At 73.2% G+C, this 24292-nt stretch carries 21 protein-coding genes; 10 read left to right on the top strand and 11 right to left on the bottom strand.

The features are described 5' to 3' along the window. Nucleotides 1–17: 17 nt before the first annotated feature. Complete coding sequence (locus tag AB0J72_RS38435; RefSeq protein ID WP_363408102.1) at nt 18–1649, top strand: ATP-dependent DNA helicase RecQ; 1632 nt, start codon at nt 18–20, stop codon at nt 1647–1649. Here the strand turns inward: AB0J72_RS38435 and AB0J72_RS38430 are convergent. Then, complete coding sequence (locus AB0J72_RS38430; protein ID WP_363408099.1) at nt 1605–4565, bottom strand: BTAD domain-containing putative transcriptional regulator; 2961 nt, start codon at nt 4563–4565, stop codon at nt 1605–1607. The genes AB0J72_RS38435 and AB0J72_RS38430 overlap by 45 nt on opposite strands. Nucleotides 4566–4629: 64 nt before the next feature. Further along, on the bottom strand, nt 4630–4863 hold the full coding sequence (locus AB0J72_RS38425; RefSeq protein WP_363408096.1) for a DUF2795 domain-containing protein: 234 nt from the start codon (nt 4861–4863) through the stop codon (nt 4630–4632). Nucleotides 4864–5013: 150 nt separating this feature from the next. Here AB0J72_RS38425 and AB0J72_RS38420 point away from each other — a divergent pair, with 150 nt between their 5' ends. Further along, nucleotides 5014–5817, top strand: a complete 804-nt coding sequence (locus AB0J72_RS38420) for a hypothetical protein (protein ID WP_363408093.1) — start codon at nt 5014–5016, stop codon at nt 5815–5817. 95 nt (nt 5818–5912) lie between these two features. Here the strand turns inward: AB0J72_RS38420 and AB0J72_RS38415 are convergent, their stop codons facing one another. Further along, entirely contained in the window at nt 5913–8240 is a 2328-nt protein-coding gene (locus tag AB0J72_RS38415) for a GGDEF and EAL domain-containing protein (RefSeq protein WP_363408090.1), read from the bottom strand. A gap of 111 nt (nt 8241–8351) precedes the next feature. Here AB0J72_RS38415 and AB0J72_RS38410 point away from each other — a divergent pair, with 111 nt between their 5' ends. From AB0J72_RS38410 to AB0J72_RS38400, 3 genes are all read left to right on the top strand, one after another. Next, nucleotides 8352–9353 (top strand): glycosyltransferase family 4 protein, encoded by a 1002-nt coding sequence (locus AB0J72_RS38410; protein ID WP_363408087.1) that lies wholly within the window; start codon nt 8352–8354, stop codon nt 9351–9353. A gap of 220 nt (nt 9354–9573) precedes the next feature. After that, nucleotides 9574–11046: a tetratricopeptide repeat protein gene (locus AB0J72_RS38405; protein ID WP_363408084.1), complete on the top strand. Its 1473-nt coding sequence runs from the start codon at nt 9574–9576 to the stop codon at nt 11044–11046. Between the two features lie 67 nt (nt 11047–11113). After that, nucleotides 11114–11683, top strand: coding sequence for a GtrA family protein (locus AB0J72_RS38400; RefSeq protein WP_363408081.1), 570 nt, complete (start codon nt 11114–11116; stop codon nt 11681–11683). A gap of 62 nt (nt 11684–11745) precedes the next feature. Here AB0J72_RS38400 and AB0J72_RS38395 read toward each other — a convergent pair whose 3' ends face one another. Continuing rightward, nucleotides 11746–12084: an STAS domain-containing protein gene (locus AB0J72_RS38395; RefSeq protein ID WP_363408281.1), complete on the bottom strand. Its 339-nt coding sequence runs from the start codon at nt 12082–12084 to the stop codon at nt 11746–11748. Between the two features lie 79 nt (nt 12085–12163). Continuing rightward, the gene (locus tag AB0J72_RS38390) at nt 12164–12772 is read right to left on the bottom strand and encodes a helix-turn-helix domain-containing protein (RefSeq protein WP_363408078.1); all 609 of its coding nucleotides are present in this window, start codon (nt 12770–12772) and stop codon (nt 12164–12166) included. Nucleotides 12773–13158: 386 nt separating this feature from the next. Between AB0J72_RS38390 and AB0J72_RS38385 the strand changes: the two genes are divergently transcribed. Beyond that, nucleotides 13159–13569, top strand: a complete 411-nt coding sequence (locus AB0J72_RS38385) for a subtilase-type protease inhibitor (RefSeq protein WP_363408075.1) — start codon at nt 13159–13161, stop codon at nt 13567–13569. Nucleotides 13570–13572: 3 nt separating this feature from the next. On the opposite strand, the gene AB0J72_RS38380 is transcribed toward AB0J72_RS38385, so the two are convergent. Further along, nucleotides 13573–14931 (bottom strand): DUF1501 domain-containing protein, encoded by a 1359-nt coding sequence (locus AB0J72_RS38380; protein WP_363408072.1) that lies wholly within the window; start codon nt 14929–14931, stop codon nt 13573–13575. A 7-nt stretch (nt 14932–14938) separates the two neighbouring features. Further along, entirely contained in the window at nt 14939–16858 is a 1920-nt protein-coding gene (locus AB0J72_RS38375; protein ID WP_363408069.1) for a DUF1800 domain-containing protein, read from the bottom strand. Between the two features lie 200 nt (nt 16859–17058). On the opposite strand from AB0J72_RS38375, the gene AB0J72_RS38370 reads away from it, so the two are divergent. Both AB0J72_RS38370 and AB0J72_RS38365 read left to right on the top strand, forming a co-directional pair. Continuing rightward, a complete protein-coding gene (locus tag AB0J72_RS38370; protein ID WP_363408066.1) occupies nt 17059–19377 on the top strand; it encodes an ATP-binding protein in 2319 nt (772 codons plus the stop codon). Then, nucleotides 19374–19766: a roadblock/LC7 domain-containing protein gene (locus AB0J72_RS38365; protein WP_344502829.1), complete on the top strand. Its 393-nt coding sequence runs from the start codon at nt 19374–19376 to the stop codon at nt 19764–19766. The genes AB0J72_RS38370 and AB0J72_RS38365 overlap by 4 nt, the downstream gene beginning before the upstream one ends. Here AB0J72_RS38365 and AB0J72_RS38360 read toward each other — a convergent pair. From AB0J72_RS38360 to AB0J72_RS38350, 3 genes are read right to left on the bottom strand one after another with little or no spacing between them, the layout of a single operon-like run. Then, the gene (locus tag AB0J72_RS38360) at nt 19763–20746 is read right to left on the bottom strand and encodes a YihY/virulence factor BrkB family protein (RefSeq protein ID WP_363408062.1); all 984 of its coding nucleotides are present in this window, start codon (nt 20744–20746) and stop codon (nt 19763–19765) included. The genes AB0J72_RS38365 and AB0J72_RS38360 overlap by 4 nt on opposite strands. Nucleotides 20747–20796: 50 nt before the next feature. After that, complete coding sequence (locus tag AB0J72_RS38355; protein ID WP_363408059.1) at nt 20797–21186, bottom strand: response regulator; 390 nt, start codon at nt 21184–21186, stop codon at nt 20797–20799. 36 nt (nt 21187–21222) lie between these two features. Then, nucleotides 21223–21837 carry a copper resistance CopC family protein gene (locus AB0J72_RS38350; protein WP_363408278.1) on the bottom strand — a complete coding sequence of 205 codons (615 nt, stop codon included), beginning with the start codon at nt 21835–21837 and terminating at the stop codon, nt 21223–21225. A gap of 138 nt (nt 21838–21975) precedes the next feature. Between AB0J72_RS38350 and AB0J72_RS38345 the strand changes: the two genes are divergently transcribed. Next, nucleotides 21976–22791 (top strand): hypothetical protein, encoded by an 816-nt coding sequence (locus AB0J72_RS38345; protein WP_363408056.1) that lies wholly within the window; start codon nt 21976–21978, stop codon nt 22789–22791. Here the strand turns inward: AB0J72_RS38345 and AB0J72_RS38340 are convergent. Next, complete coding sequence (locus tag AB0J72_RS38340) at nt 22746–23129, bottom strand: MerR family transcriptional regulator (RefSeq protein WP_363408053.1); 384 nt, start codon at nt 23127–23129, stop codon at nt 22746–22748. The genes AB0J72_RS38345 and AB0J72_RS38340 overlap by 46 nt on opposite strands. Nucleotides 23130–23179: 50 nt before the next feature. On the opposite strand from AB0J72_RS38340, the gene AB0J72_RS38335 reads away from it, so the two are divergent. Beyond that, nucleotides 23180–24154, top strand: coding sequence for an aldo/keto reductase (locus AB0J72_RS38335; RefSeq protein ID WP_363408051.1), 975 nt, complete (start codon nt 23180–23182; stop codon nt 24152–24154). Nucleotides 24155–24292: the final 138 nt, after the last annotated feature.

Below are 24292 nucleotides of genomic sequence, written 5' to 3'. Positions count from 1 at the left end.
ACCAGAGGAATCCAGAGATGACGGACGACCTGCGGCGCATCGCCAAGGAACACTTCGGCTGGGACCGGCTGCGCGACGAGCAGGTGCAGGCCATGCAGGCCCTGATGGAGGGGCGCGACGCCCTCGCCGTGCTGCCGACGGGCGCCGGGAAGTCCGCCATCTACCAGGTGCCGGCGCCGCTGCTGCCCGGCCCGACGATCGTCATCTCGCCGCTGCTGGCGCTCCAGCAGGACCAGATCGCGTCGCTGACCGCCCGCAACCAGGCGTCGCTGCAGGCCGTGCGGCTGTCGTCGGCCGAGGGCAAGGCCGAGCGCGAGGAGGCGCTCGAGGCGCTGCGCGCCGGGGACGCCGAGTTCGTGTTCCTGACCCCCGAGCAGTTCGCCGACCCGGCCCGCGTCGCCCAGATCAAGGCGCTGAAGCCGAGCCTCGTCGCCGTCGACGAGGCGCACTGCGTCTCCGCGTGGGGCCACGACTTCCGCCCCGACTACCTGCAGCTCGGGCAGTTCATCCGCGAGCTGGGCCGCCCGCCGATCGTCGCGCTCACCGCGACCGCCTCGCCGCCGGTCCGCGAGGACATCGTCGAGCGGCTCGGGATGCGCGACCCGGAGATCGTCGTGACCGGCCTCGACCGGCCCAACCTGTTCCTGGAGTCGGTGCACTGCCCCGACGAGCCGACCCGCTTCCGGCGGCTGCTCACCCGGTTGAAGGAGTCCACGCCGCCCGGGATCATCTACGCGCCGACCCGCCGCGCCACCGAGGAGCTCGCCGAGCGGCTCGTCGAGGAGGGCATGCCGGCCGTCGCGTACCACGGCGGCATGAGCGCCGGCGACCGCGAGCGCGCGCACGAGGCGTTCCTCGCCGACGAGGTCGAGATCATGGTCGCGACGACCGCCTTCGGCATGGGCATCGACAAGCCCAACATCCGCTGGGTCAACCACATCGCGCTGCCGGACTCGCCCGACTCCTACCTGCAGGAGATCGGCCGGGCCGGGCGCGACGGGAAGCCGGCGCAGGTGCTGCTGCTGCACCGCACCGAGGACACCGGGCTGCGGAAGTTCTTCACGAACGTCTCCGTCGACCGCGAGGAGGTCAGCTCCCTCGCGGCGCTGCTGCGCTCCGTCGCGCCCGACGCGATCACCCGTGACGAGCTGGAGGAGCGCACCGGCCTCGGCGCGCGCAAGCTCGGGCAGCTGCTGAGCCTCCTGGAGGAGGTCGGCGGCGCGCAGCTGCTGCACGGCAGCAAGGTCAAGGCACCCCGGTGGGCGCCGACCCCCGCGAAGGCGGCGGAGCTCGCGGAGGCGCAGGCGGAGCGGCAGCAGACGCTGTCGCGGTCGCGCCTGGACATGATGCGCACCTTCGCCGAGACGGAGCTGTGCCGCGGCCGGACGCTGCTGGCGTACTTCGGTGAGCACCTCGAGGGCACCTGCGGCCACTGCGACAACTGCCACGACGGCAGCGCGCAGGCCGGGCTCGCCGCCACGGCCGACGTGCCGTTCCCGGTCCACAGCGAGGTCCGCCACGGCGAGTGGGGCAAGGGCGTCGTCATGTCGTACGCCGGTGAGCACATGACGGTCCTGTTCGACGAGGTCGGCTACAAGACGTTGTCAGTGCCGGTCGTTGAGGAGCACAAGCTGCTGCGCCGGCTCTGAGGCCCGCGCCACCGCCGCGGCGTCCAGGCCGCACGCCTCGAACAGCGCCCGCGCCGCGGCCCGCTCGGCCGTGTCGTCCCGCTCCTCGCGCCGCAGCGCGTCGGCGATCCCGGCGTGCGCGCGGGCCTGCTCGTAGCGTCGTTCGGTCAGCCCGGCGAGGCGCAGCGCCAGCTCGTGCGCGGCGATCGCGTCGCCGGTCCGCCCGAGCAGGGTCAGCGTGATGCCGAGGTCGTTGCGGGCGCTGGCCTCGAAGAACGGCGTCAGGTCGCGGACCTGCTCGGATGCCTCGTGATGGCAGCGCAGTGCCGCGCCGGGGTCGCCGAGCACCGCGTGCGTGCGGCCCATCCCGCACAGCGCCTCGACGACGCCGGCCCTGCTGCCGGCCTCCCGGTTCATCCGGTGGCCGCGGGTGAACAGCAGCAGCGCCAGCCGAGGGTGGCCGAGCGCGAGGTGCGCCCCGGCGAACTCGTTGCACAGGTTGGCGAGCTGCAGGGTCGCGCCGATGCGGTGCATGTGCAGCGCCGCGTCGCGCAACGTCACGCGGGCCTGGGCGGGCCGCCCCAGCAGGAGCTCGGTCGCGCCGGTCTCGAAGAGGGCCAACGGCGTGCTGGCGTGCTCCATGTTCAGCTTGCGGAACGTGCGCAGGTGCTCCATGCCTTCGGTGAGCCATCCGGCGGCGCGGCACACGATGCCGAGGTTGACCTGGACCCGGCTGACCTCCTGCGGCATGCCGGCCGCGGTGTAGTGCGCCGCGGCTCGCTCCAGGTGCCTGATGCTCTCCGTGCTGCGCCCCAGCCGCATCGTCGTGCCGGCGTGCCAGTTGCTGGCGAGCGCGATCAGCCCGTCGTCGCCGAGTGCGGACGCGGACGCGATGGCCTGCAGGCCGAGCCGTTCGGCGATCTCGGCCCGCCCCTCGTTGTTGGCGAACCGCCACAGCACCCGGTGCAGCATGACCGCGTGCCGGTGCGCGCCGGTGCGGTGTGCCTCGTCGGCGAGGGCGACGACGGCGGGCCATGCCGCCCGCAACCAGAGCAGGCGCTCGTGCTCGCCGGAGAAGGACCGCTGGAACGCGTCCGGCCGCACGTCCGGTGCGATCGCCTGGATCGGCTCCAGGGCCTGGTTCACGGCGGCGACCGTGTGCAGGTAGTAGTCGAGCAGCCGGGCGGTCGCGGCCGCCCGTTCCTCCTCGGTCACCAGGGTGGCGGCGAACTCGCGCAGCAGGTCGTGCAGCCGGTACCGGCCGGGCTGGTCCTCCTCCAGCAGGTGCACCTCCACCAGCCGGTCCAGCAGCTCCCGGGCCTGCCCGACCGGCACGTCGGCCAGCGCGGCCGCCGGCCACGCCTCGAACTCACCCGCCGGATGCAGCCCGAGCAGCCGGAAGCACCGCTGCTCGGCCCCGCTCAACTGCCGATACGACACGTCGAACGCCGCCGCCACGCTGCGGCCCTCCGCCGACACCGCGATCGGCGGCGGATCCGCGGCCCGTAACCGCTCCACCATCGCCGCCAGACTCCACCGCGGCCGGTGCTGCAACCGGTGCGCGATCAGCCGCACCGCCAACGGCAGCCGCCCGCACAGCTCCACCACCGTGACCGCCGCCTCCGGCTCGGCGTCCACCCGCTCACCCACCGCGTCCCGCAGCACCGCCACCGCGGCACCGACGGGAAGGGGCTCCAGCTTCAGCAGGAACGCGTCGTCGACCGGCCCGATCCTGGTCCGGCTGGTCACGAGCACCACGCACGGCGCGTCGGCCTGGGGTAGCAGCGGCCGCACCTGCTCGGCGCCGGCGGCGTTGTCCAGCACCACGACGGACCCGCGGCCGGCGAGGGCCCGCCGCCACAGGCCCTGCCGGCCCGGCAGGTCGCCGGGGATGCCCTGCGGTGCCTCGCCGAGCTGGGCGAGGAGCAGGCCGAGGGCGTCGACCGGCGACACCGGGTCGCCCTCGCTGTGCCCCTGCAGGTCGACGAAGAGCTGAGCGGCCGGATACTCGGGCCGCAGCGCCTCGGCGGCGGACACCGCGAACGCGGACTTCCCGACGCCGGCCATCCCGTCGACGACGATCAGGCGGTGCGGGCCGTGGGCCGCCCTCAGCAGCCGCGCGGTCTCCTCCTCGCGCCCCCGCAGCCGGGCGACCGTCCGGGGCAGGGCGCTGGGCCCCGATCCCCGCGGCCCCGATCCCCGCGGCGCCGTCTGCGCGGTGCCGCGGAGCACCTCCATGTGCAGGTCGCGCAGCCGCGGGCCGGGGTCGACGCCGAGCTCGTCGCGCAGGGCCTCGACGGTGCGCAGGTAGAGGTGCAGCGCCTCGGCCTGGCGGCCGTCGCGGTGCAGGGCGGCCATGACAGCACCGGCGAGGCGCTCGCGCAGCGGGTTGCCGGCGACGAGCGGCGCCGCGTGCTCGACCACCTCGCGGTGCCGGCGCAGGGCCAGCAGGGTCTCTGCCCACTCCTCGGTCGCGGCCCAGCGCAGCTCGACGAGCGAGTTGCGCCACCGGGCGATCACCGAGCCGGGCAGCCCGGCGAACGGGGTGCCGCGCCACTCGTCGAGGGCGGTGCGGTACAGCCGCGCGGCGGCCTCCGGGTCCGGTTCGGTGCGGGCCCGGCGCAGTGCCGCCCGGAAGCGGGACAGGTCGAGCTGGTCCTCCGGCAGCGTGATCCGGTAGCCGGCCGGGTCGGTCCGCAGGGCCTCGCCGTCGGCGCCGAGGAGGCGGCGGATGCGGTACACCACGGTCTGCAGCTGGTTGCGGGCGGTCACCGGCGGGTCGTCGTCCCACACCAGCTCCACCAGGTCCGGCACCGCGACCACCCGGCCCGAGTGGAACAGCAGCCCGGCCACGATCAGCTGCTGGCGGGAGCCGCCCAGGTCGAGGGGCCTTCCGCCGGCCACCACCTCGACCGGGCCCAGCACGGAACACTCCACGCAGCGCGACGGTAGTGCGTCGCGGCAAGGTCGTACACCGGTATCCCGGCCCGCTGGATCTCCGTCAGTGGTGGGCGTCCTCGTTGCGGTGGCCGAGCGCGGCCCAGATCTCGCTCACCGTCTCGAACATCTCGTCCTCCGGCAGCCGCTCCAGCGCGCTGAGGACGTCGTCGGGCGCGTTGAGGTCCGTGGCGCCGGCGAGGAGGTCGTCGCGGTCGCCGGGCAGGCTCGCCATCGGGATGAAACGGCCGAGCCGGCTGCGGGCTTCGATCTCGTCATGGGTGAGCTCAGGCTCCATGCCTCCGGCGATACTCGGGCATACCCCCACCAAACGAACGACACCCGATTGAGGTGAGACGCCGTTGGGTACGGCATCGACATCCGCCCGATCCGCCGCACTCCCACCCCCCGGGCCTGCGGCCGGGCGCTTCACAGGAGGTGAACACGCGTGGCACGCATCGGGCAGCTGTTCGGCGGGCGCAACGCCCAGGTCGACCGGGACCACGACGGGGTCGACGACCGCACCCTCGACCAGAAGGCCGGCGACACCGCCGACCGCAAGGTCGATCGGGACCATGACGGGGTGGACGACCGCGTCGAGGGCGGCACCCTGTACGGCAAGGCCGACCGCGACCACGACGGGGTCGCCGACCGTCCGTTCGACCCGAAGGCCGGGCCCACCGTCGACCTGGACCGCGACGGCATCGACGACCGCGTCGAGTCGAAGCGGCTGCGGACCTCGGACCGCACCCACCGCATCCCCGCCGTCGGCCCGCTCCCCGGTGCCGCCGACACCGACCGGGACGGCCTCGCCGACCGCCGGGAGTCGCACACGACGACCATGAAGCCGGTCATCGACCGCGAGCCCGTCACGGACCGCGAGATCGTCGCCGACCCGGACGTCGTCGCCGAGCCTGGCCGCCCGGCCCGCGCGAGCATGCTGTCGACGCTCGGCCTCATCACCGGCGTCGTCGCGGTCGCGGCCGCCCTCACCGGCCTGCTCGCCGTGTGGGCGCTGCCGCTCGGCGCCCTCGGCCTGCTGCTGTCCTTCGGCGGCATCCTCGCCGGCGCCCGCCGCCACGTCGCCGGCCGCGGCCTCGGCACCCTCGGCGTGCTGTTCAGCGGCACCGCCGTCGTCTTCGCGATCCTCGCCATCACCGGGCAGGTCAGCTGGCTCGACACCGACGTCGACCAGGTCGCCCGCCTCAACGAGTGGCTCGACACCAAGGTCACCTGGATCAAGGACTGGTAGACCGCGGACCGCCAGTCACACCTGAGGAGGACCCGGGCGAACCCCGGGTCCTCCTTCCGTCCCGGCGGCCCGCAAGCCCCGTGCGGACGTCGGGCTCAGGTCGTGGCGGGGGCGGAGGCGCCGTGCAGGACGCCGTCGCCCGCGGTGAGGACCTCGTCGAGGGCGTCGGCCGGCAGCGGCCGGGAGAAGTGGTAGCCCTGGGCCTGCGGGCAGTCCAGCTCGCGCAGCCGGTCCGCCTGCTCCGGCGTCTCGACCGCCTCGGCGATCGCCGACAGGCGCAGGCTGTTGCCCAGCTCGACGATCGCCCGCGTGAACGCCATCTCCTCCGCCATCCCACCCTCCGGCGTGAACGCCCGGTCGATCTTCAGGATGTCGACCGGCAGGTGGCGCAGGTAGGCCAGCGACGAGTACCCGGTCCCGAAGTCGTCGACGGCGACCCGCACGCCCTCCTCGCGCAGCGCCGACAGCAGCGCCGTCACGTCGTCGCTCTCCGTCGACGACGACACCAGCACCGTCTCGGTGATCTCCAGGATCAGCGCGCCGCCGGGCAGGTCCGCCTCCCGCAGCGCCGAGAGGACCGTCCGCGCGAAGTCCGGCTCGCGCAGCTGGCGGCCGGACACGTTGACGGTGACGGAGATGCCGAACCTGTCGTGCCAGGAGCGGACGTCGCGGCACGCCTGCCGCAACACCCATGCACCGATCGGGACGATCAGGCCGTACTGCTCGGCGACGGGGATGAACTCCATCGGCGGCACCGGCCGCCCGTCGGGGCTCCAGCGCAGCAGCGCCTCGACCGCGGTGACCCGGCCGGTCGACAGGTCCACCACCGGCTGGTAGTTGACCGTGAACTCGTCGTTCGCCACGGCCCGCCGCAGCTCCGCCGACAGGCGCATGTGCTCGTGCCGTTCGCTGGCCAGCCGCGGCTCGTAGGCGGCGAGCCGGTTCTTGCCCGCCGCCTTCGCCGCGTACAGGGCGAGGTCCGCGAGCTGCAGCGCCTCCGCAGGTGTCGTCGGGGCGCGCACCAGCAGGGTCCCCACGCTGGTGGTGACGTTCAGCTCCCGCCCGCCGATGTCGTACGGCTGGGCGAGGGCGTCGACGATCGCCTGACCGACCGCGTTCACCCGCAGCACCGGCACGTCCTCCAGCAGGATGGCGAACTCGTCGCCGCCGAGCCGGACCAGGGTGTCGGCGGTGTCGACCTCGCCGAGCAGCCGCGCCGCGACCTCCATCAGCAGCGCGTCGCCGACCGGGTGGCCGAACGAGTCGTTGACGTCCTTGAAGCCGTCCAGGTCCAGCAGCAGCAGGCCGTGGGCGGCGTTCGTGCGGGTCAGGGCGTGCTCGAGACGCTCCTGCAGCAGCGCGCGGTTGCCGAGGCCGGTGAGCGCGTCGTGCAGCGCCCGGTGCGTCAGCTGCTGCCGCAGCACCTCCTGCTCGCGCAGCGCCGCGCCGAGGGCGAGCGCGTGCGCGTCGAGCTCCTCCACCCGCCGGTTCGCGAACTGGACGAGCTGGCTCAACCGGGCGATGAGCAGCACCGACGTGACGATCGACGTGGCGAGGGGCACGACCGCCCACGACCGCGACGGCAGCGGCGACGCGACCAGCAGCATCGTGATCGCGATGACCGGACCGATCAGCGACAGCACGGAGTACAGGTAGATCCGCCGCCGCGGGATCACCTGCTGCGGGCGCTCGGGGCGGCCCGCGGCCTCCGCCATCGACGGGTGCAGCGCGCCGGTGCCCATCAGCGCGTACGCGCACAGGTACAGCGCCGCGGAGACGCGGTCGCCCTTCGGGTCCCCGATCCAGGCGATCGCGACGTAGTACACGATGTCGCCGGTGATGAGCGTCGCCGCCGCCACGCACACGAGCCGGTGGGCGGCGTTGCGCACGCTGCTGGTGAAGGCCATCCGGGTCGTCGCCACGACCAGCAGGAGGTCGATCCCCGCGTACAGCACATGACTGATCCGGTGCGGGACGTCGAAGTGCGCGCCGGCCAGCACCGGATGCACGATGAACGTCCAGCTCAGCGCCGCGACCCCGGACGCGACGATGCCGGAGTCGATGAGCCGCTCCCAGCGCGGCCGGCCCGGGTCGCGGCGCACCCAGCTGACCAGGCCGCCGGCGAGGAACGGGTACGCGGCGAGGAACAGCGCGTCCTTCGCCGACGGGAAGCCGACCTCACCGGTCAGCGTGTAGTCGACCGCCCACGCCGTCGCGCCGAACACCGAGCAGGCCAGGCCGGCGGTGAACAGCCACCACGCGCGCGGGTGCGCCGGCCGGTGGCGCCGCACCCCGACGACCACCGCGGCCACCGTCGAGACGCCGACCAGCGAGTACAGCGCCTGGCGCGGGATGACCGGCAGGAACGCGCCGACGACCACCGTGCCGAGCCCCAGCCCCGCATACCAGCGCCATGCGGTCATCGGTCTCCTTGTCGCTGATTCGGCTGACCTGCCTATCGGCAGCCGGGTGGCGTAACTGAGCAGGGCGAAGATGGACGGGTTCGAGTGCCACATGACGGGTAGGGAGCGCGGATGAAGGTCGCACTGCTGGGACCGATCGCCTGGCGGACCCCGCCCCGCGCGTACGGGCCGTGGGAACAGGTCGTCTCCCTGCTCGCCGAGGGGCTCGTCGCGCGGGGCGTCGACGTCACCCTCTTCGCCAGCCTCGACTCGGTCACCGCCGCCCGCCTCGACGGGGTCGTCGAGCGCCCGTACAACGAGGACACCTCCTACGACGGGAGGATCTGGGAGGCGCTGCACGTGGCGCACTGTTTCGAACGCAGCGCCGGGTTCGACCTCGTGCACAACAACCTGGACTGGCTGCCCCTCGCGATGAGCGGGTTCTGCCGGGCGCCGCTCGTCACGACCGTGCACGGCTTCTGCTCGCCGTCGATCCTCCCCGCGTACCAGCGGGCCCGTTCGGCGTTCGTGTCCATCTCCGACGCCGACCGCGGCCCCGGCCTCGACTACGCCGCCACGATCTACCACGGCATCGACGTCGCGCAGTTCCCGTTCCGGGCCGCGCCGGGCGACTCGCTCGTCGCGTTCGGCCGCATCCACCCCGACAAGGGCACCGCCGAGGCGATCCGGATCGCCCGCGCCGCCGGCCGGCGGCTGCTCATCGCCGGTCCCGTCCACGACGAGCGGTACCACGCCGAGGAGGTCCTGCCGCAGATCGACGGCGAGCAGATCGTGTACCTCGGCAACATCGGCCCCACCGACCGCGCCGACGTCCTCGGCGGCGCCGCCGCGCTGCTGCACCCGATCGGCTTCGCGGAGCCGTTCGGCCTGTCGGTCGTCGAGGCGATGATGTGCGGCACGCCCGTCGTGGCGTATCCGCTCGGTTCGATGCCGGAGGTGGTGGACCAGGGGGTCACCGGATACCTGGCGGGGTCCGCCGCCGAGGCGGTGGAGGTGCTCGACGACGCGCTCAAGCTCGACCGCCACCAGGTCCGCGGGCACGCGGTGAGCCGCTTCTCCGCGGACAGGATGGTCGAGGACTATCTGCGCCTGTACCGCCGGCTGCTCGGCTGAATTCTCAGGGCCTGCACCCAGTTTCTTCTTAAGGCTCCGGCCGCGCGGCCGAACGTTCACAGTGTGCGGCGCCCGCGGGCTTACGACGCGGTAACGCGGGACGGCTCGGCTCCGGCAGCGACGTGGCAGGCTGCCGGAGCCGACGCCATCTACGCGCATCGTGATCGAAGGCTGGCGTTGCGTCACCGTTCCCTCTAGGCTCTCGGGCGGAGGGAAGGCTGTGAGTAGCGTCGATACCACCGCGGGTCCCGTCCCGCTGCCGAAGCGGGGCTTCGGCGCCCGTCTCGCCGCCGTCGAGGAGCTCGTCGCCACCTGGGACCTGCACGGCGCCCAGGAGGCCGCGCGGGCCCTGCTCGACGAGCCCGGGCTGCCGGACGGCGACCGGCTCACCGCCCGCCGGCTGCTCGCCGAGGCGCTGCGCGAGCTCGGTGACCTCGCCGCCGCCTACGACCTCGCGGACGCCGTCGCCACGCAGGCCGAGCAGGCGTACGGGCCGTCGGACGTGTCCACGGTGCACGCCTGGGCCGTGCTCGCCGCCGTCCGGCACGACTACGACGAGTGGGACGCCGCCGAGGCGCTCTACCACCGCGTCCTGGACAGCGGCGTCGACGAGACCGACCCCGTCACCGGCGCGGAGGCGGCCCGGGTCATCCGCCTCGCCCGCGTCAACCTCGCGCTCCTGCAGCGCGACCGCGGCCAGCTTCCGCTCGCCCTCGCCATGCTCAACGCCGCCTACGCCGTGCACCGCCGGGAGTACGGCGCAGACGACCTCGACACCATCCGGATCGCCGCCGAGCTCGCCGCCCTGCACCGCGACGACGGCAACGTCCCCGCGTCGCGCCGCCTGTTCACCCTCGCGCACGCGGCGGCGCGGTCCCGGCTCGGCAACCGCCATCCGTTCACGAAGGCGATGGAGTGGGAGCTCGCCGCCGTCGAGCCGCCGATGCCCGCCGCCCTGCTGCACCCCGCGCCGGCGCCCCGGGAGGCGGCGGTGGCCGGTGACCCGCCGGAGCCCGCCGACACACCGGCTCCCGTCGTGGACGCCGTGGCCGGGGACACCGATGACCCGGAGCCGCTGCCGGACCCGGCGGGCCGGCGCGTCCATGAGCCGGTCGTGGTGCCGGCCGTGGTGCCCGAGGTCGTGGCGCCGGAGCGCGTCGTGCGTCCTCCCGCGGTCGTGGACGTCCCCGCCGTGACGCACGAGGCTTCCGGTCCCGGCGACGGAGGTCGTGCCGCGGGGGAGCGGCGGGTCGCGGTGCCGTTGAAGGCGGTCGTCGCGGTCGCGGCCGGCGCGCTGGTCATCGCCGCGGTCTCGATTCCGTGGAGCCAGGGCGGCGCCCCGGACCGGACCACCGCGAAGCCACCGGCCGGACCGACCGGCACGGCCGCTCCCCGGGCCGGGGCGGAGGCGGCCGGGCAGGGAGCGGGCGCGCCGACGAGGGTGCGGGACCTCCGGCTGCGCGACGACGGGACGGCCCTCGCGGTCACCTGGACGGGGTTGGAGGGCGCGGCGGTCGTGGCGCTTTCACGGGACGGCGGGCCCGCGGTGGTGCTGGCGGAGGTGCCGCCGGGCACGACGTCGTACGTGGTGAAGGGCGTCGATCCCGTGGTCGCGTATTGCGTGGTCGTGGGGCCGGTGGACGCGGCCGCCGCGGTCACGCCGGGGGCGTCGGTGTGCACGGGTGAGCGGTGACGACGGGGGTGGGAACCGGAGCCCGAGAACGGGCGTGTCGCAAGGTTCGCCGGGTATAGTCCGGCCGATGCGGCTCACTGACCGGACCCTCAACTGGCTCCCCGGCCCCGTGGCGCAGCTGATGCGGCGGCACCGCGAGACGGTCAAGTTCGTGATCGTCGGCGGGTTCTGCTACGTGGTCACGCTGCTGGTCAACTACGGGCTCCGGCTGACCGTGCTGGAGCACAAGCCGGTCACCGCGCTCACGATCGCGAACGTGGTCGCGTCGGTGGTGTCGTACTTCCTGAACCGCGAATGGTCGTTCCGGACCCGGGGCGGCCGGCGCCGCCATCATGAGATGGCGCTCTACCTGGTCATCAACGGCATCGGCGTCGCGGTCAACGCGGCGCCGTTGTTTGTCGCGCGCTATGTCTTCGGGCTGCAGGAGCCGGCGGTCAGCGCCCTCGTCGAGGAGATCTCCGACTTCGGCTTCGGCATGGTGCTCGGCACGGCCCTCGCGATGCTGTTCCGGCTGTGGGCGTACCGGGCCTGGGTCTTCCCGCACGACGACGTGCGCCCCGCCCCCGACCGCTGGGACCACACCGTGCCGGCCCAGGTCGCCCCGGCCCCGGTCCAGGCGGACAGCGCGGGCTCGTAGCGCCCCGGCGGCATCGGGCGGCACCAGGCGGCACCAGGCGGCACCAGGCGGCACGGACCGGCTCAGAACGTGATCTGGTCCGGGTCGGGTTCGGACGGCGCGCCGAGGAGCTGGTCGACGCCGGCGACCTTCAGCTGGCGGATCACGAACGGGCTGGCGCGGTGGATGACCAGGCGGACGCCCTCGACGCCCGCCTCGCGCTGCGCGCCCACGAGGGCGCCGACCGCGGCCGAGTCGAGGAACGTGACCAGCCCCAGATCGACCCGCAGCACGCTCGGCCGGCGCTGGGTCGCGGCGGCCACCAGGTCCTGACGGAGTGTCGTCGCGGTCCCGTGGTCGATCTCGCCCCGGACGGAGACCACCGTGGACCCGTCCATCAACACATTGACGGTCACCGACATCGACATGACTCACCCCGCGCGCTCATCAGGCACAGCATAGGAGCACCGGGGGGCGAGTGCAGCGCGTGAGGGGCGTCGTTCACCCGGACCGTGGTGAGCTTCCGCCCGGAATGTGGTCAGGGCAGTGCAGTCGTAGCTCTCGGTAACCGAACGGGGCGTCGACGAACCAGCAGTGGTGCGGCGCCTCGGTGCCGGGGTGGCGGTAGCCGTCGAAGAACCGGCACGACAGGCACATCCGGCTCACCGGGATGCGGCCCTCGCGCTGGAGCTCGGTGATTTTGGTCGTGACGATCCGCAGCAGCCGCGCCTGGGCGTGCTCGTCGAGGTCCTCGACGCTGCCGAGGGCGTTCTCCGCCCAGTTGGACGGTGCGGGGGTCAGCGCCAGGCCGCGGTCGGTCGCCGCGATCCGCATGTCGTGCGCGGCGTAGGACGGCGCCGGCCGCATCTCGACCAGGCCCTCGGCGATCAGCGGCGACACGATCGCCATCGTCGCCGCGACCGACGAGCCGAGCTCCGTGGCCAGGTCGGACAGGCGGAACTCGCGGTCCCGCCGGCCGAGCAGCAGCAGGACCTGCCGGTGTGGCGGGGGGAGCTGGGACTGCTCGGGCGGGGGAGTGTCGGTGGGCGCCATGACGGCGACCCGCACCAGGCCGGCGACGAGCTTCTGTGCCTGTGCCTCCAGGGTCACGGCAGTCTCCTCCCGAGCGTCGCTGGTAGCACACCCTAGTCCGGGACGTCGATCAACAGGGGGCATCGCGCGCCGCAATTTGTCTGACCGCCAGGAAGCCGCCCCAGCGCCCGGGGCGGTGCCGGTGGCCTCGGGCGTCCGGGCGCTCGTGGTCCCCGGACGGTGCAGCCCTGGAGCTGCCGGAATCGCACGGGATCGTGCGGCGTGGACCGGGCGCCTTCGACTGGGTGCCGGGTCCAGCCGGCGGTCAGGTGGGGACGGAGGCGGGAGGGGAGCCGAGCCTGCGAGGCCAGGTGGCCGTGCGCCAGTCGTACATTAGCCAAAAACACGAAATGTCCGGAAAAGGTGTGTAAGCTTCGCCCCACCAAGGTGCGACGGGGGTTGGAATGGGTGCAGGACGGTTGGTCGCGACGGCCACGATGCTGGTGGCGGCGATCGCGACCGTGGAGACGACGACGGCCGCGGCGGCGACGGCAGCGCCCGCCAGGCCGACGAAGCTGGTGCTGACGGTCGCCAAGGGCGAGAGCTCGAAGCCGGCGCAGCGCCGCGCGTCGCTGACGTGCCGGCCCGCCGGCGGGTCGCACAAGCTGGCGAAGGACGCGTGCTCCGCGCTGGCCAAGGTCGGCGGCGACTTCGCCCGGCTGCAGGCCACGACCGGCATGGCGTGCACGATGCAGTACGACCCGGTGACGGTCACGGCCGTCGGCCGGTGGAAGGGCAAGCGGGTCGACTACAAGAAGACGTACGGCAACGCCTGCTCGCTGTCGACCACCACGGGGCCCGTGTTCAGCCTCTAGGGTTCAGCCCTTGAAGACGCCCAGCGTCTTGAACTGGTGGTTGGGGAAGATGGCCGCCGAGTCCTGGACGTTGAAGCGCTTCTTGAGCATCTCGGCGAGGATGTCGCGGTAGTCGTTGGCTCCCGCGACATCGCCCTGGTCGAGCGCGCCGGGTGCGAGGCCGGGCCAGTTGCCGTGCACCTTGCCGCCGTTGAGGCCGCCGCCGAGCAGCAGCATCGCGTTGCCGTGGCCGTGGTCGACGCCGACGTTGCCGTTCTCCTGGACGCGCCGGCCGAACTCGCTCATCGTGATGATGGTCGTGTTGTCCAGCAGCGGGCCGAGGTCGGTGGCGAAGGCGCCGATCGCCTCGGACAGGTTGGTCAGCGAGTTGCGCATGTCGCCGCCGTCGACCCGGCCGAGGTTGGTGTGCATGTCCCAGCCGCCGACGTCGAGGGCCGCGACCCGCAGGCCGACGCCGCCCTTCATGAGCTGGGCGATGTCCTTCAACCGGTCCGCCAGGCCGCCGCCGGGGTACTGGACGCCCTCCAGCGGCCGGTACTGCGAGTTCGCGATCTTCTGCGCGGTGTTGATCGCCTGGATGGTGCCGGCGGCGGTGCTGGCGAGGGAGTGGTCGAGGCCCGTGTAGAGGGTCTTCAGCGCCTCCATCGTCTGGCTGCGCATGGCGTCGTTGTCGATGCGGAAGTCGCGGATGCCGTTGAGGACGATCGCCTGCTCGCCGCCGACGAGGGAGCGCGGCAGCGCGTTGCCCTGCGCGACGGCGCGGAACGTGGTGCCCGGGCCCATCTGGGCGAGGACCCGGTCGAGCCAGCCGGTGCGCACCGCGACCGACGCCGCGCCGCGCTCCAGCGCGTCCTGCGCCTGGAAGTGGCTGCGGCTCGCGTCGGGGGAGGCGACCGCGTGCACCGCGGCCATCTTGCCGGCCTGCCAGAAGGGGTACAGCGCGGTCATCGCCGGGTTGAGCCCGAAGCCGCGCCCGGCGGGCAGCAGCGCCGCCATGGGGATCGCGATGTTGGGCCGCATCGAGCGGTAGTTGGGGTCGTCGCCGGGCGCGACCACGGACAGCCCGTCCATGCCGCCGCGCAGGAAGATGACGACGAGCGTGCCCTTGGCGTCCTCGGGCGCGGCGAACGCGACCCGGCTCGTCACCAGCTGCGCGCCGAGCGCGGCCACGCCGACGAACCCGGCGCCCTGCACGAGGCGGCGGCGGGTGAAGCCCTTGCTCCACCGCTCACGCTCGGCGGCCAGCTCGTCCTGGACCTGGTCGGCCTGCACCCGGATCGCGGCCTCGCACAGGTTCGGGCCGTGCCGGCGCAGCTCCTCCAGTGAGGTGGGGCGGCGCTCGCCTTCTGGAAGGTCAGTCACGGAAACCTCACCGCAGCGCGTGGTAGACGGAGTCGAGGACGAGCGGGGCCAGGTTGGGCAGCTTGCCGCCGAGGTTGGCGTCGGTGACCCGGGTGTCGGGCTTCGCGCCGAGGAACTTGATCAGCGCGTCCCGCTCGGCGGGCTTCATCGGCTGGAAGATGAGCCGGTTGCACAGCACGTCCAGGTAGGTGGCCAGGGTCGCGGCCGGCTGGGTGACGAGCGAGTCGGCGCGCGGGTTGTTGAGGCCCTTGAACGACTGCTGCAGGAACGCGCGGTGCGAGTTCCACGTCTCCAGCATGCCGGCGGCGGAGCTCCACGCGTTCGCGACGTCGGGGTAGCCGTCCGGCGGCTCCCAGCCCAGCGGCGCCTGGCCGAGCTTGCGGGTGAAGTTGTACAGGTCCTCGAGGGCCTTGCCGGTGTCCGCGCCGGGCTTGGTGCCGACGACGCGGGCGGTCGCGACGAAGTTCTCCAGGGGGCGGCGGGTCTTCAGCCCGGCCGAGATCCAGAACTCCAGGGACCGGAACAGCACCTTGAGCACCGGCGCGATCGCCGAGCCGCTCTGCTGGTACGCGGTGGCGAGCCGGTCGACGAGGGACTGCGGCGGCGTGTCGCACACGAACCGCACCGCGAGCTTGCGGGCGATGTACTTCGCCGTCGACGGGTGCGTGGCCAGGTACAGCAGGTAGGCGTCGCCGACGGCCAGGCCGTCCTTCGCCGACTTGTTCCCGTGCTGGAAGCCCAGCACCTTGACCGCGCCGGTCCAGTGCCGGTTCTGCTCGTACTTGAACGTGCCCTCGCGGGTGGCGGTGCGGCCCGTCATCAGGTACGCGGAGTTGCGGACGTCTTTTTCGTTGTAGCCGCCGTCGATCCCGACGGTGTGCAGCTCGAGCAGCTCACGGCCGTAGTTCTCGTTGACGTTGCGCTTGTCGGAGGAGGTGTTGTCCAGGTAGCGCATCATCGCCGGGTCCCGCGCCGACGCGATGAGCATGTCGGAGAACTTGCCCAGCGCGTGCTTGCGGATGACGTTCACGTCGTAGGGGACCCGGGTGTCCCAGCCGCCGTCGAACGGGCTGGTGATGTTGAGGTGGTTGTTCCAGAAGTCGACCATCACCTCGAACAGCTGCCGGGTGCTCCACACCTGCCGGGCGATGACGGCGCGGGTCAGCTCGTACATCGCCTTGTTGTCGCCGTCCTTGACCGCCGCGCGGATCTCCGCGGTGGTCATCGTGACGGTCGGCGTGGTCTTCAGCGCCGCGTCGGCGACCGGGTCGGCGATCTTGTCCGGCTCCAGTTGCTGGTCGAGCCAGCCGTCGATGCCGAGCTCCTTGACCGCGGCGACGTCCGCCTGCGTCGGCCCGAACGTGCAGCGCCGCAGCAGGTGCAGCACCGGGTCGCGGTTCAGCGGCGTCGGGAAGCGGGGCGTGGCGCGCATCGCGGCGACGGCGGCTGCGGAGGCCGAGTCGGCGGTGCCGGCGGCGCCGAGGTCGTTGAGGTCGCCGAGGCCGCTGGTGTAGCTGGAGTCGCGGTTGGAGAACGAGCCGGCGTCGCGCGGGGAGACGTTGCCGCCGCCCTGGCCGGTCCTGACCATCTCGTCGGCGTCGTCGGGGCGGCCGAGCATCGCGGCGGCGCCGGATCCGAGCCCGCCGATCGCGACGGCGCCGCCGCCGAGGGCCATGAGCGCCTGCCGGCGGTTGCGCATCAGCTCGTGCAGGGCGGGCCGTCCCGTCCTGAGCCACGCCGGTGCGGGTCCCTTTGAGGTCTTTGCGGCAGGTGTACGGGGCTGCTCCTGCTCGTCGTCGGCCGGCGGCGGCTCGTTGAGGACGCGCGGCATCGGGAACTCGCCCGTGTAGTCGGCGAAGAAGGCGCCCTTGACGCGTCTGTGCGAGTCGGATGAGGGGTCGTCATCCGCGAAGAGCCGCTCAGGCATCCCTGAACCCTAATGAGCGCGCGTTCGGGCGTTCAAGCGGACGGGTGCGGCTCCGGTTCAACTTTGTCTTTGTTCTTGCTTAAGCGAGGTGCATTCCGCGTCAATGCGTGAAATTCGGGCGGCTACTCAAAGTTATCTCTTCCGCACGTACCGCAAAAGCGGTACGCATAAGGGGCCGACAAGGGGAGGCGGTGGGGGTCTTGCGTGACGCTGCACCGGTTCGCCGGCGGCACCGCTTCTTCGTCCGCGGGGTGGCGTTCGCCGACATCCCCGTCGCCGCGAAGCTCGTCCTCGTGCTGCTCCTGCCCCTGCTGGCCCTGCTCGGCCTCGCCGGGGTCACCGTCGCCGTCTACGCGGACCGCACCGGCGACGTGCGGGGCGCCGTCGCCTCGGCCGTCTCGGCGTCGGCGGAGGCCGGCCACGTCGTCGACGGCCTGCAGCGCGAGCGGCTCGCCCTCGCCGACCCCGCCCGGCCCATGCCCGCCGCCGGCGACCCCGCCCGCACGGACGCCGCCGCCGCCCGTTTCCGTGCCGTCTCGGCCGGTGTGCCCGGCGCCGCCGGTGCGCTGGACGGTCTCGACGCGCTGCGGGCCCGCGCGCCGCAGGCGTCCGGTCCGGTGCCGCTGCTCGGGTACCGGCAGCTGATCGCCGGCCTGATCGCCTTCCAGCAGGGCGTCGCCGACCGGCCCGCGCCGCCGGCGGTCCTCGCCGGGAGCCGGGCCGCGGGGTGGCTCGCCGTTGGCAAGGAGGAGCTCGCCCTCGTGCAGGTGACGGCGGTGCGCGCGCTCGCCGCGGGGGAGCTGACCGCCGCCGACCGCGACGCGATCGCCGCCCACCGCGCCGCGGCGGCGAGCGCGTTCGACCGGTTCACCGCCGCGGCGACCCCCGCCTGGCGGGCCGTGTTCGGGGGCCTGGACGTCACCGCCGACGTGGAGCCGCTGCTGCTGGCCCCGCCGTCCGCCCCCGCGGACACCGCCGCCCTGGCGCTGGCCTCGCTCGCCCAGCTCGACGGCCTGCAGGGCCTCGCCGACCGGGTCGCCGCCGACACCGCCGACGCCGTCGGCGACGCCCGCGACCGGCAGAACCGCACGGTCGTCCTCGGCCTCGCCGCCGTCCTCGCCGTCGTGGTCGCCGCGGTCGCCCTGGCCGTCGCCGCCGCCCGCGCCCTGCGCCGCCGCCTCCGCGCCCTGCTCACCCTGGCCCTGCGCCTTGCCAATACCGCGGCACACACCGCCGCCGCGTTCGCGCCCGCCGCCGGCACCCTCCCGGCCGCCGGCCCGCGCGCCGCCGATCCGCGTGCCGCCGGACCGCCCGGCGACGATCCGCGGGCCGCGGGGCTGTCCGGGGTGGAGCCGCACGCGGCGGGGGTGGCCGCCGGGGAGGTGGCGGCCGGGCGGGACGAGATCGGGCGGGTCGCCGAGGCGCTCGACGCCGTGCAGCGGGCCGCGGCCCGGGCCGCCGCCGACGCCGCCGAGGCGGCCGCCGGGCAGGCCGCGCTCCGGGCCGGTGAGGCCGGCATGTACGGCGACCTCGGGCGCCGCGCGGCCCGGCTCGCCGACGCGCTCCTCGAACGCCTCGACGAGGCCGAACGCGACGAGGCGGACCCGGACCGGCTGGCGCTGCTGTTCGCGCTCGACCACCTCGCGACGCGCATCCGGCACGACACCCACAGCCTGCTCGTCCTCGCCGGGGCCGACGCCGCCAGGGTGCACCCCGCGCCGGTGCCGCTGCTCGACGTGCTCCGCGCCGCGCAGTCGCAGATCCACGCCTACGAGCGCGTCGAGTACGGCCGCGTCGACGACGACACGGCGGTGGAGCCCGCCGCCGTCGACGGCGTCGTGCACCTGCTGGCCGAGCTGCTCGACAACGCCGCCCGGCACGCCGGCGGCGAGCATCCCGTCGTCGTCGACGCCCGGCGGGCCGGCGACGGGGCCGTCGTCCACGTCACCGACCACGGCCGCGCCGCCCTGGATCCGGACCTGGTCGCCGAGCTCAACGAGCGGCTCGCGGACCCGCCGGCGGCCGGGCCGCGGCTCGGGCTGACCGTCGTCGCCCGCCTCGCCGCCCGTCACGGGGTCGGCGTCGCCCTGCACCCGGCGCCGTCCGGCGGGCTGGTCGCGACCGTGCGGCTGCCGCAGGGCATGGTCGTACACCGGCCGCCGACGCCACCGGTCCCGCCGGAGCCCGCCGCGCACCGGCTGCCGCCGCGCCCCCTGGAGCGCAGCCCGGCGCTGCCCGGCGCAGAGCCGATGGACATCCCCGTGCCGCGCAAGGGCGGCCTGCTCGTCCCGGTGGTGCCCAGCGGCGTCGTCGCCGAGGGGCCCACGGTCGAGGCCCGGGCGTTCGACGACGGGCTGCCACGGCGTACTGTCAATGCGTCACCGCAGAGCGGCACCACGGGCACATCCCCATCCGCGGACCCCGGCGACGTCGGCGAGACGCTGCCGGCCCACCGGCATCCGATCGGCCGTTTCGGCACCGTCACCACGGTGCGTCAGGAAGGACATGCCACGTCATGACAGCCATCACGGGGCTCGACTGGGTGCTCAGCGGCTTCACCGATCGGGTGGCCGGCGTCCGGCACGCCGTCGCGGTCTCCGGGGACGGTCTGCTGGTCGCGGCCTCCAACGAGCTGCCGCCGGAGCGCGCCGACCAGCTCGCCGCGATGGTCGCCGGCGTGGTCTCCCTCGCGCAGGGCGTGTCCGCGGCCACCGACGCCGGCCCGGTCCTGCGCACGATCGTGCAGATGGGCCGCAGCCTGCTGTTCGTCATGGCCCTCGGCGACGGCCACACCCTCGCCAGCATCGCCGCCATGGTGCAGCCGGGCTGCGACGTCGGCGAGGTCGCGTTCGAGATGTCGGGCCTCGTCGACCAGGTCGGCGCCGCCCTGACCCCGTCGTCCCGCTAGGGCTCGGGGTCGTCGCTCTCCTTCATCTTGCTCGTGTCGCGCAGCGGCATGAACGGCTCCTGATCCGCGGGTAGCCCGCCCTGGATGGCGCGGCCGCGCTCGAGCTCGGCGTCGAACTCCGCGCCCAGCAGGATCGCGATGTTGGAGATCCACAGCCACACCAGGAACGCGATGATGCCGCCGAGGGTGCCGTACGTCTTGTTGTACGAGCTGAAGTTGCCCACGTAGATCGCGAAGCCGGCGGAGGCGATCAGCCAGATCAGCACCGCGAGCCCGCCGCCGGGCGTGACCCAGCGGAAGCCGGTCTGCCGGGCGTTCGGGGACGCGTAGTACAGCACGGCGAGGATCACCATGACGATGAGCAGCAGCACCGGCCACTTGGCGATGTCCCAGACCTGCACGGCCTGTTTCGACAGGCCGATCCAGCTGCCGGCCTGTTCGGCGAACCGGCCGGTGAAGACGATGCTCAGCGCGGCGAGGGAGATGAGGACGCCGACGACGACGGTGACGCCGAGGCGGATCGGCAGCACCTTCCAGATGGGCCGGCCCTCGGGCACGTCGTAGATCGAGTTGGCGGCCCGGATGAACGCGCCGACGTAACCGGAGGCGGTCCAGACGGCGCCGAGCAGACCGATGATCGCGAGCACGCCGGCGGAGCCGGAGCCCTGCTTGAGCTCGTCGACGGCGCTGTTGACCGGCCCCGCGATCGACGCGGGGAACAGCTCCTGGGTGTTCCTCAGGACCGCGTTCTGGGTCGTGTCGGTGAGCAGCATGCCGGACACCGCGAGGAGCACCAGGATGCCGGGGAAGATCGACAGCACGCCGTAGTAGGTCAGGGCGGCGGCCCAGTCGGTCAGGTTGTCCTCGTTGAACTCTTTGACCGTCCGCTTCAGGACGTTGATCCATGACCCCTTGGTCAGCTGCGTGGGCCGGCTCGGCGGGTTCTCGAGCCGCGGTCCGGTGGGTTCGTCCTGCGCCATGCCGTTCATATGCCCTACCGGCGCGCGCTGATAACGCTTGGGGGATGTCGCTACGGAGCGACCCGTCCCGCCCGGATCAGGGCGACCTGCACCATGTCGACCAGTTCGGTGGCGCGGAAGGGCTTGGCGATCACCGAGGCGTCCGGTCCGAGCTCCACGACGGAGGCGTCGAAGTAGGGCAGGCCGGACATGTACATGATCAACGCGTCGGGGCAGTGCGCCCGTACCACCTCGGCCACCTGCACGCCGGAGCCGTCGTTGAGCTTCAGGTCGGTGATCGCCAGGTCGATCGCGGCCGGGTGCTCGACGCAGACGCGCTCCGCCCCGGCGAGCCCCGACGCCGTGAGGACCTCGGCGCCGGCGCGGCTGAGCACCCGTTTGACGATCTCGCACAGGTCCGGCTCGTCGTCGACGACGAGGACGCGAAGGTGCTCCAGCATGCCTTCACGATAAGGCGTGATTGTGCCTGATCTGCCTTACTTCGCCGGGATGCCGGGCCGGATCCGGCGGCGGCTGAACCCGAGGAACACCACCAGCACGCATGCCACCACCAGCAGCACCGCCGCGTAGGTCCACCAGGCGGGCCGGCCGGCGGCCGGCGGTGCCGCGGCGGCCGGTGGCTGCATCTTGGACGTCAGGAAGTCGGCGGGCGCGGCCGCGGCGCTGGTCGCGACCGGCGGGACGGTCGGCGCCGCCGTCGGCGACGGCGTGCGGGTCGGCTTCGCGGAGGTGCCGGTCTTCGCGCCGGTGGTCACGGTGAACGAGAAGCTGCCGTTGCCGGTCGCGCCGTTGCTCCCGGTGGCCGTGTAGGACACGGTGTAGCTGCCGGGCGCGCCGTCCGGGACGCCGAGCGCGATGCGGGCCGTCTCGTTGCGCACGGTGACGGCGCCGAGGCTGACGGCCGCGCTGTCCGGGCCGGTCAGGATCACCTGGGCGTCGACGATCTTGTCGTTGAACACGAGTTGCAGCACCTGCGGCAGGTGGCCCACACGGGTCTCCGCGCCCGGCGTGCTGCTCGCGAGCGTGAGACGGGGTGCATATGCGGTGGCAATTGACGGAAACGGCAGGATGCCAAGAATTCCGACAATCATCGCGGCGAACACTGTACTGCGCCTGACCACACCAACGAATCGCCCGGTCATGGGCGGAAACAATAGTGCATTGACGTCAGCAATGTGCGGGCGACGGTGTTAGCGTGCCGTTTCATGCAGGGCAGTTGGCGTGAACTGGTGCAAATCAAACGGCCTCCGGCGCCGACTCCGGCGAGCCGGCGGCTGCGCCGCATCGTGCTGCTCACCGCGGTGGTGACGCTCGCCGCGGATCTCGTCAACCTCAAATACTCCAGCGAGGGCGGATTCGGGCTCGGGGTGCGGACATTCTGGGCGATGCTGCGCGCACTCGGATTTTTGTTCCTGATGCGGGAGATCCGCTGGGGCCGGCTCACCGCCCGGCCGTTCGGGTTGATCCTCGCGGTCACCACCGTGTTCGCCTCGGCCCGGCTCGCCCAGCCCCGCGAGGGCGGCTACCTGCCGCCGTGGCAGGTGCTCGCCGCGCTCGCCGTCATCCTGACGCTGTGCACGACCGTGGTCTGGCAGCTGTTCCGCTCGCCGGCGATCGCCGCGCACCTCACCCGCAGGCCGTCGAAGCGGCCGATCCCGGCGTGGGCGCTGACCGCCCGGGTCGCCGCGCTGTCCTACTCGGCGCTGCTGAGCGTGCCGTGCCTGGTCGCCGCCGGGACGCTGTGGGGCGAGCCGCGGCTGCCACGCTCGACGGCCGTGCCGCTGGTCATCTCGTGGTTCGTGCTCGGCATCGTCGTCGCGTTCGTGGCGTCGCTGATCAGCTTCGCGATGATGTTCGGGCACGCCTGGGCGCGGGTGCTGCTCGCCATGGTCAGCGTCTTCGTGCTGCTCGTGCAGCCGGTGCTGTGCTGGCTGCTGCTCGGCGTCGACGGCGTCATCCGCGACGGCGTCCCGCTCGTGCTGGCCGCGCTGGTGTGCCTCTACGGGCTGGCGAGATCGGGCACGGGGGTCGCCGCGCCGCCGTAGACGCTGATCTTGTGTTCGATCAGGGTGAGATCGCTCTGCAGGTCGGCGATCCGCTGCAGCACCTCCCGGCGGTGCTGCTCCAGGAGCCCGCGGCGCTCGTCGAACGTCTCCGGGCCGACCCGGCACAGCTCCGCGTACCGGCGCATCCCGGCGATCGACATGCCGGTGGCCCGCAGGCGGGTCAGGATCCCGAGCATCCCGACGTCGCCCTCGGAGTAGCGGCGGTGGCCGTTCCAGTCCCGCTCCGGCGGGTCGAGGAGGCCGGCTCGCTCGTAATACCGCAGCGTGTGCGCGGTCAGGCCGGTCCGCTCCGCCACTTCCGCGATGGTGAAATCCATCGTTCCAGCCTATTTGACTTCGAGCGCGCTCGAAGGGGGAGTGTTGGGGCATGCGACAGCGAACCCTTGGCACTCTGACCACGTCGGCGCTCGGCCTCGGCTGCATGGGGATGAGCGAGTTCTACGGCCCGGGTGACGACGCCGAGTCCATCGCCACCATCCACCGCGCCCTCGACCTCGGCGTGACGTTCCTGGACACCGCCGACATGTACGGCCCGTTCACCAACGAGCAGCTGGTCGGCCGCGCCATCGCCGGGCGCCGCGACGAGGTGACCCTCGCGACCAAGTTCGGCATCCAGCGCGACGGCGACGGCCGCAGCATCAACGGCCACCCCGACTACGTGCGGGCCGCCCTCGACGCGTCGCTCACCCGCCTCGGCGTCGACCACATCGACCTGTACTACCAGCACCGCGTCGACGACCGGGTGCCGATCGAGGACACCTGGGGCGCGCTCAGCGAGGCCGTCGCCGCCGGCAAGGTCCGCCACCTCGGCATCTCCGAGGCGTCGGTCGCGACCGTACGGCGGGCGCACGCCGTGCACCCGGTGACCGCCGGGCAGTACGAGTACTCCCTGTGGAGCCGCGAGCTGGAGGACGGCATCCTCGGCGCGTTCCGCGAGCTGGGCATCGGGCTGGTCGCCTACAGCCCGCTCGGCCGCGGCTTCCTGACCGGCGAGATCACCGACCCGTCGCAGTTCGACCCGTCGGACTTCCGCCGGGTCAACCCCCGCTTCCAGGGTGAGAACTTCCAGCGCAACCTCGACCTGGTCGCCGAGGTCCGCGCCCTGGCCGCCGCGAAGGGCGTCACCCCCGCGCAGCTCGCGCTCGCCTGGGTCCTCGCGCAGGGCGACGACGTCGTGCCGATCCCCGGCACCAAGCGGCGCCCGTACCTCGAACAGAACGTGGCCGCGCTCGACGTCCCGCTGACCGCGGACGATCTCGCCGCGATCGAGAAGCTCTCCATCGCGCAGGACGTGGCCGGCACGAGGTATCCAGCGGCGACGATGGGGTCGCTGAACCGCTGACGATTTCTTCCTGGGTGGCGTTTTGCCGGGAGGTGCTGGCGCCGCCCAGGAGTTCGTCGTATGGTCTTCAGCGTGTCCGCGTACTTGAACCGATGCTGGTGGCCCGCCTGACGAGGCGGCCCACTCCCGCGTGACACC

Origin of the sequence: Dactylosporangium sp. NPDC049742, from assembly GCF_040674675.1 — a bacterium.
Classification (GTDB): domain Bacteria; phylum Actinomycetota; class Actinomycetes; order Mycobacteriales; family Micromonosporaceae; genus Dactylosporangium; species Dactylosporangium maewongense.
Note: the sequence above shows the minus strand (reverse complement) of the source record. Positions and strands in the feature narration are given on the sequence as shown.

Coding starts and splice junctions, on each gene's coding strand:
- AB0J72_RS38395 (WP_363408281.1), bottom strand. CDS start 12,084: ATGTCGGTGACCGTCAATGTGTTGATGGACGGGTCCACGGTGGTCTCC.
- AB0J72_RS38385 (WP_363408075.1), top strand. CDS start 13,159: ATGGGTGCAGGACGGTTGGTCGCGACGGCCACGATGCTGGTGGCGGCG.
- AB0J72_RS38425 (WP_363408096.1), bottom strand. CDS start 4,863: ATGGAGCCTGAGCTCACCCATGACGAGATCGAAGCCCGCAGCCGGCTC.
- AB0J72_RS38410 (WP_363408087.1), top strand. CDS start 8,352: ATGAAGGTCGCACTGCTGGGACCGATCGCCTGGCGGACCCCGCCCCGC.
- AB0J72_RS38435 (WP_363408102.1), top strand. CDS start 18: ATGACGGACGACCTGCGGCGCATCGCCAAGGAACACTTCGGCTGGGAC.
- AB0J72_RS38360 (WP_363408062.1), bottom strand. CDS start 20,746: ATGGCGCAGGACGAACCCACCGGACCGCGGCTCGAGAACCCGCCGAGC.
- AB0J72_RS38340 (WP_363408053.1), bottom strand. CDS start 23,129: ATGGATTTCACCATCGCGGAAGTGGCGGAGCGGACCGGCCTGACCGCG.
- AB0J72_RS38335 (WP_363408051.1), top strand. CDS start 23,180: ATGCGACAGCGAACCCTTGGCACTCTGACCACGTCGGCGCTCGGCCTC.
- AB0J72_RS38365 (WP_344502829.1), top strand. CDS start 19,374: ATGACAGCCATCACGGGGCTCGACTGGGTGCTCAGCGGCTTCACCGAT.
- AB0J72_RS38350 (WP_363408278.1), bottom strand. CDS start 21,837: ATGATTGTCGGAATTCTTGGCATCCTGCCGTTTCCGTCAATTGCCACC.
- AB0J72_RS38415 (WP_363408090.1), bottom strand. CDS start 8,240: ATGACCGCATGGCGCTGGTATGCGGGGCTGGGGCTCGGCACGGTGGTC.
- AB0J72_RS38400 (WP_363408081.1), top strand. CDS start 11,114: ATGCGGCTCACTGACCGGACCCTCAACTGGCTCCCCGGCCCCGTGGCG.
- AB0J72_RS38355 (WP_363408059.1), bottom strand. CDS start 21,186: ATGCTGGAGCACCTTCGCGTCCTCGTCGTCGACGACGAGCCGGACCTG.
- AB0J72_RS38375 (WP_363408069.1), bottom strand. CDS start 16,858: ATGCCTGAGCGGCTCTTCGCGGATGACGACCCCTCATCCGACTCGCAC.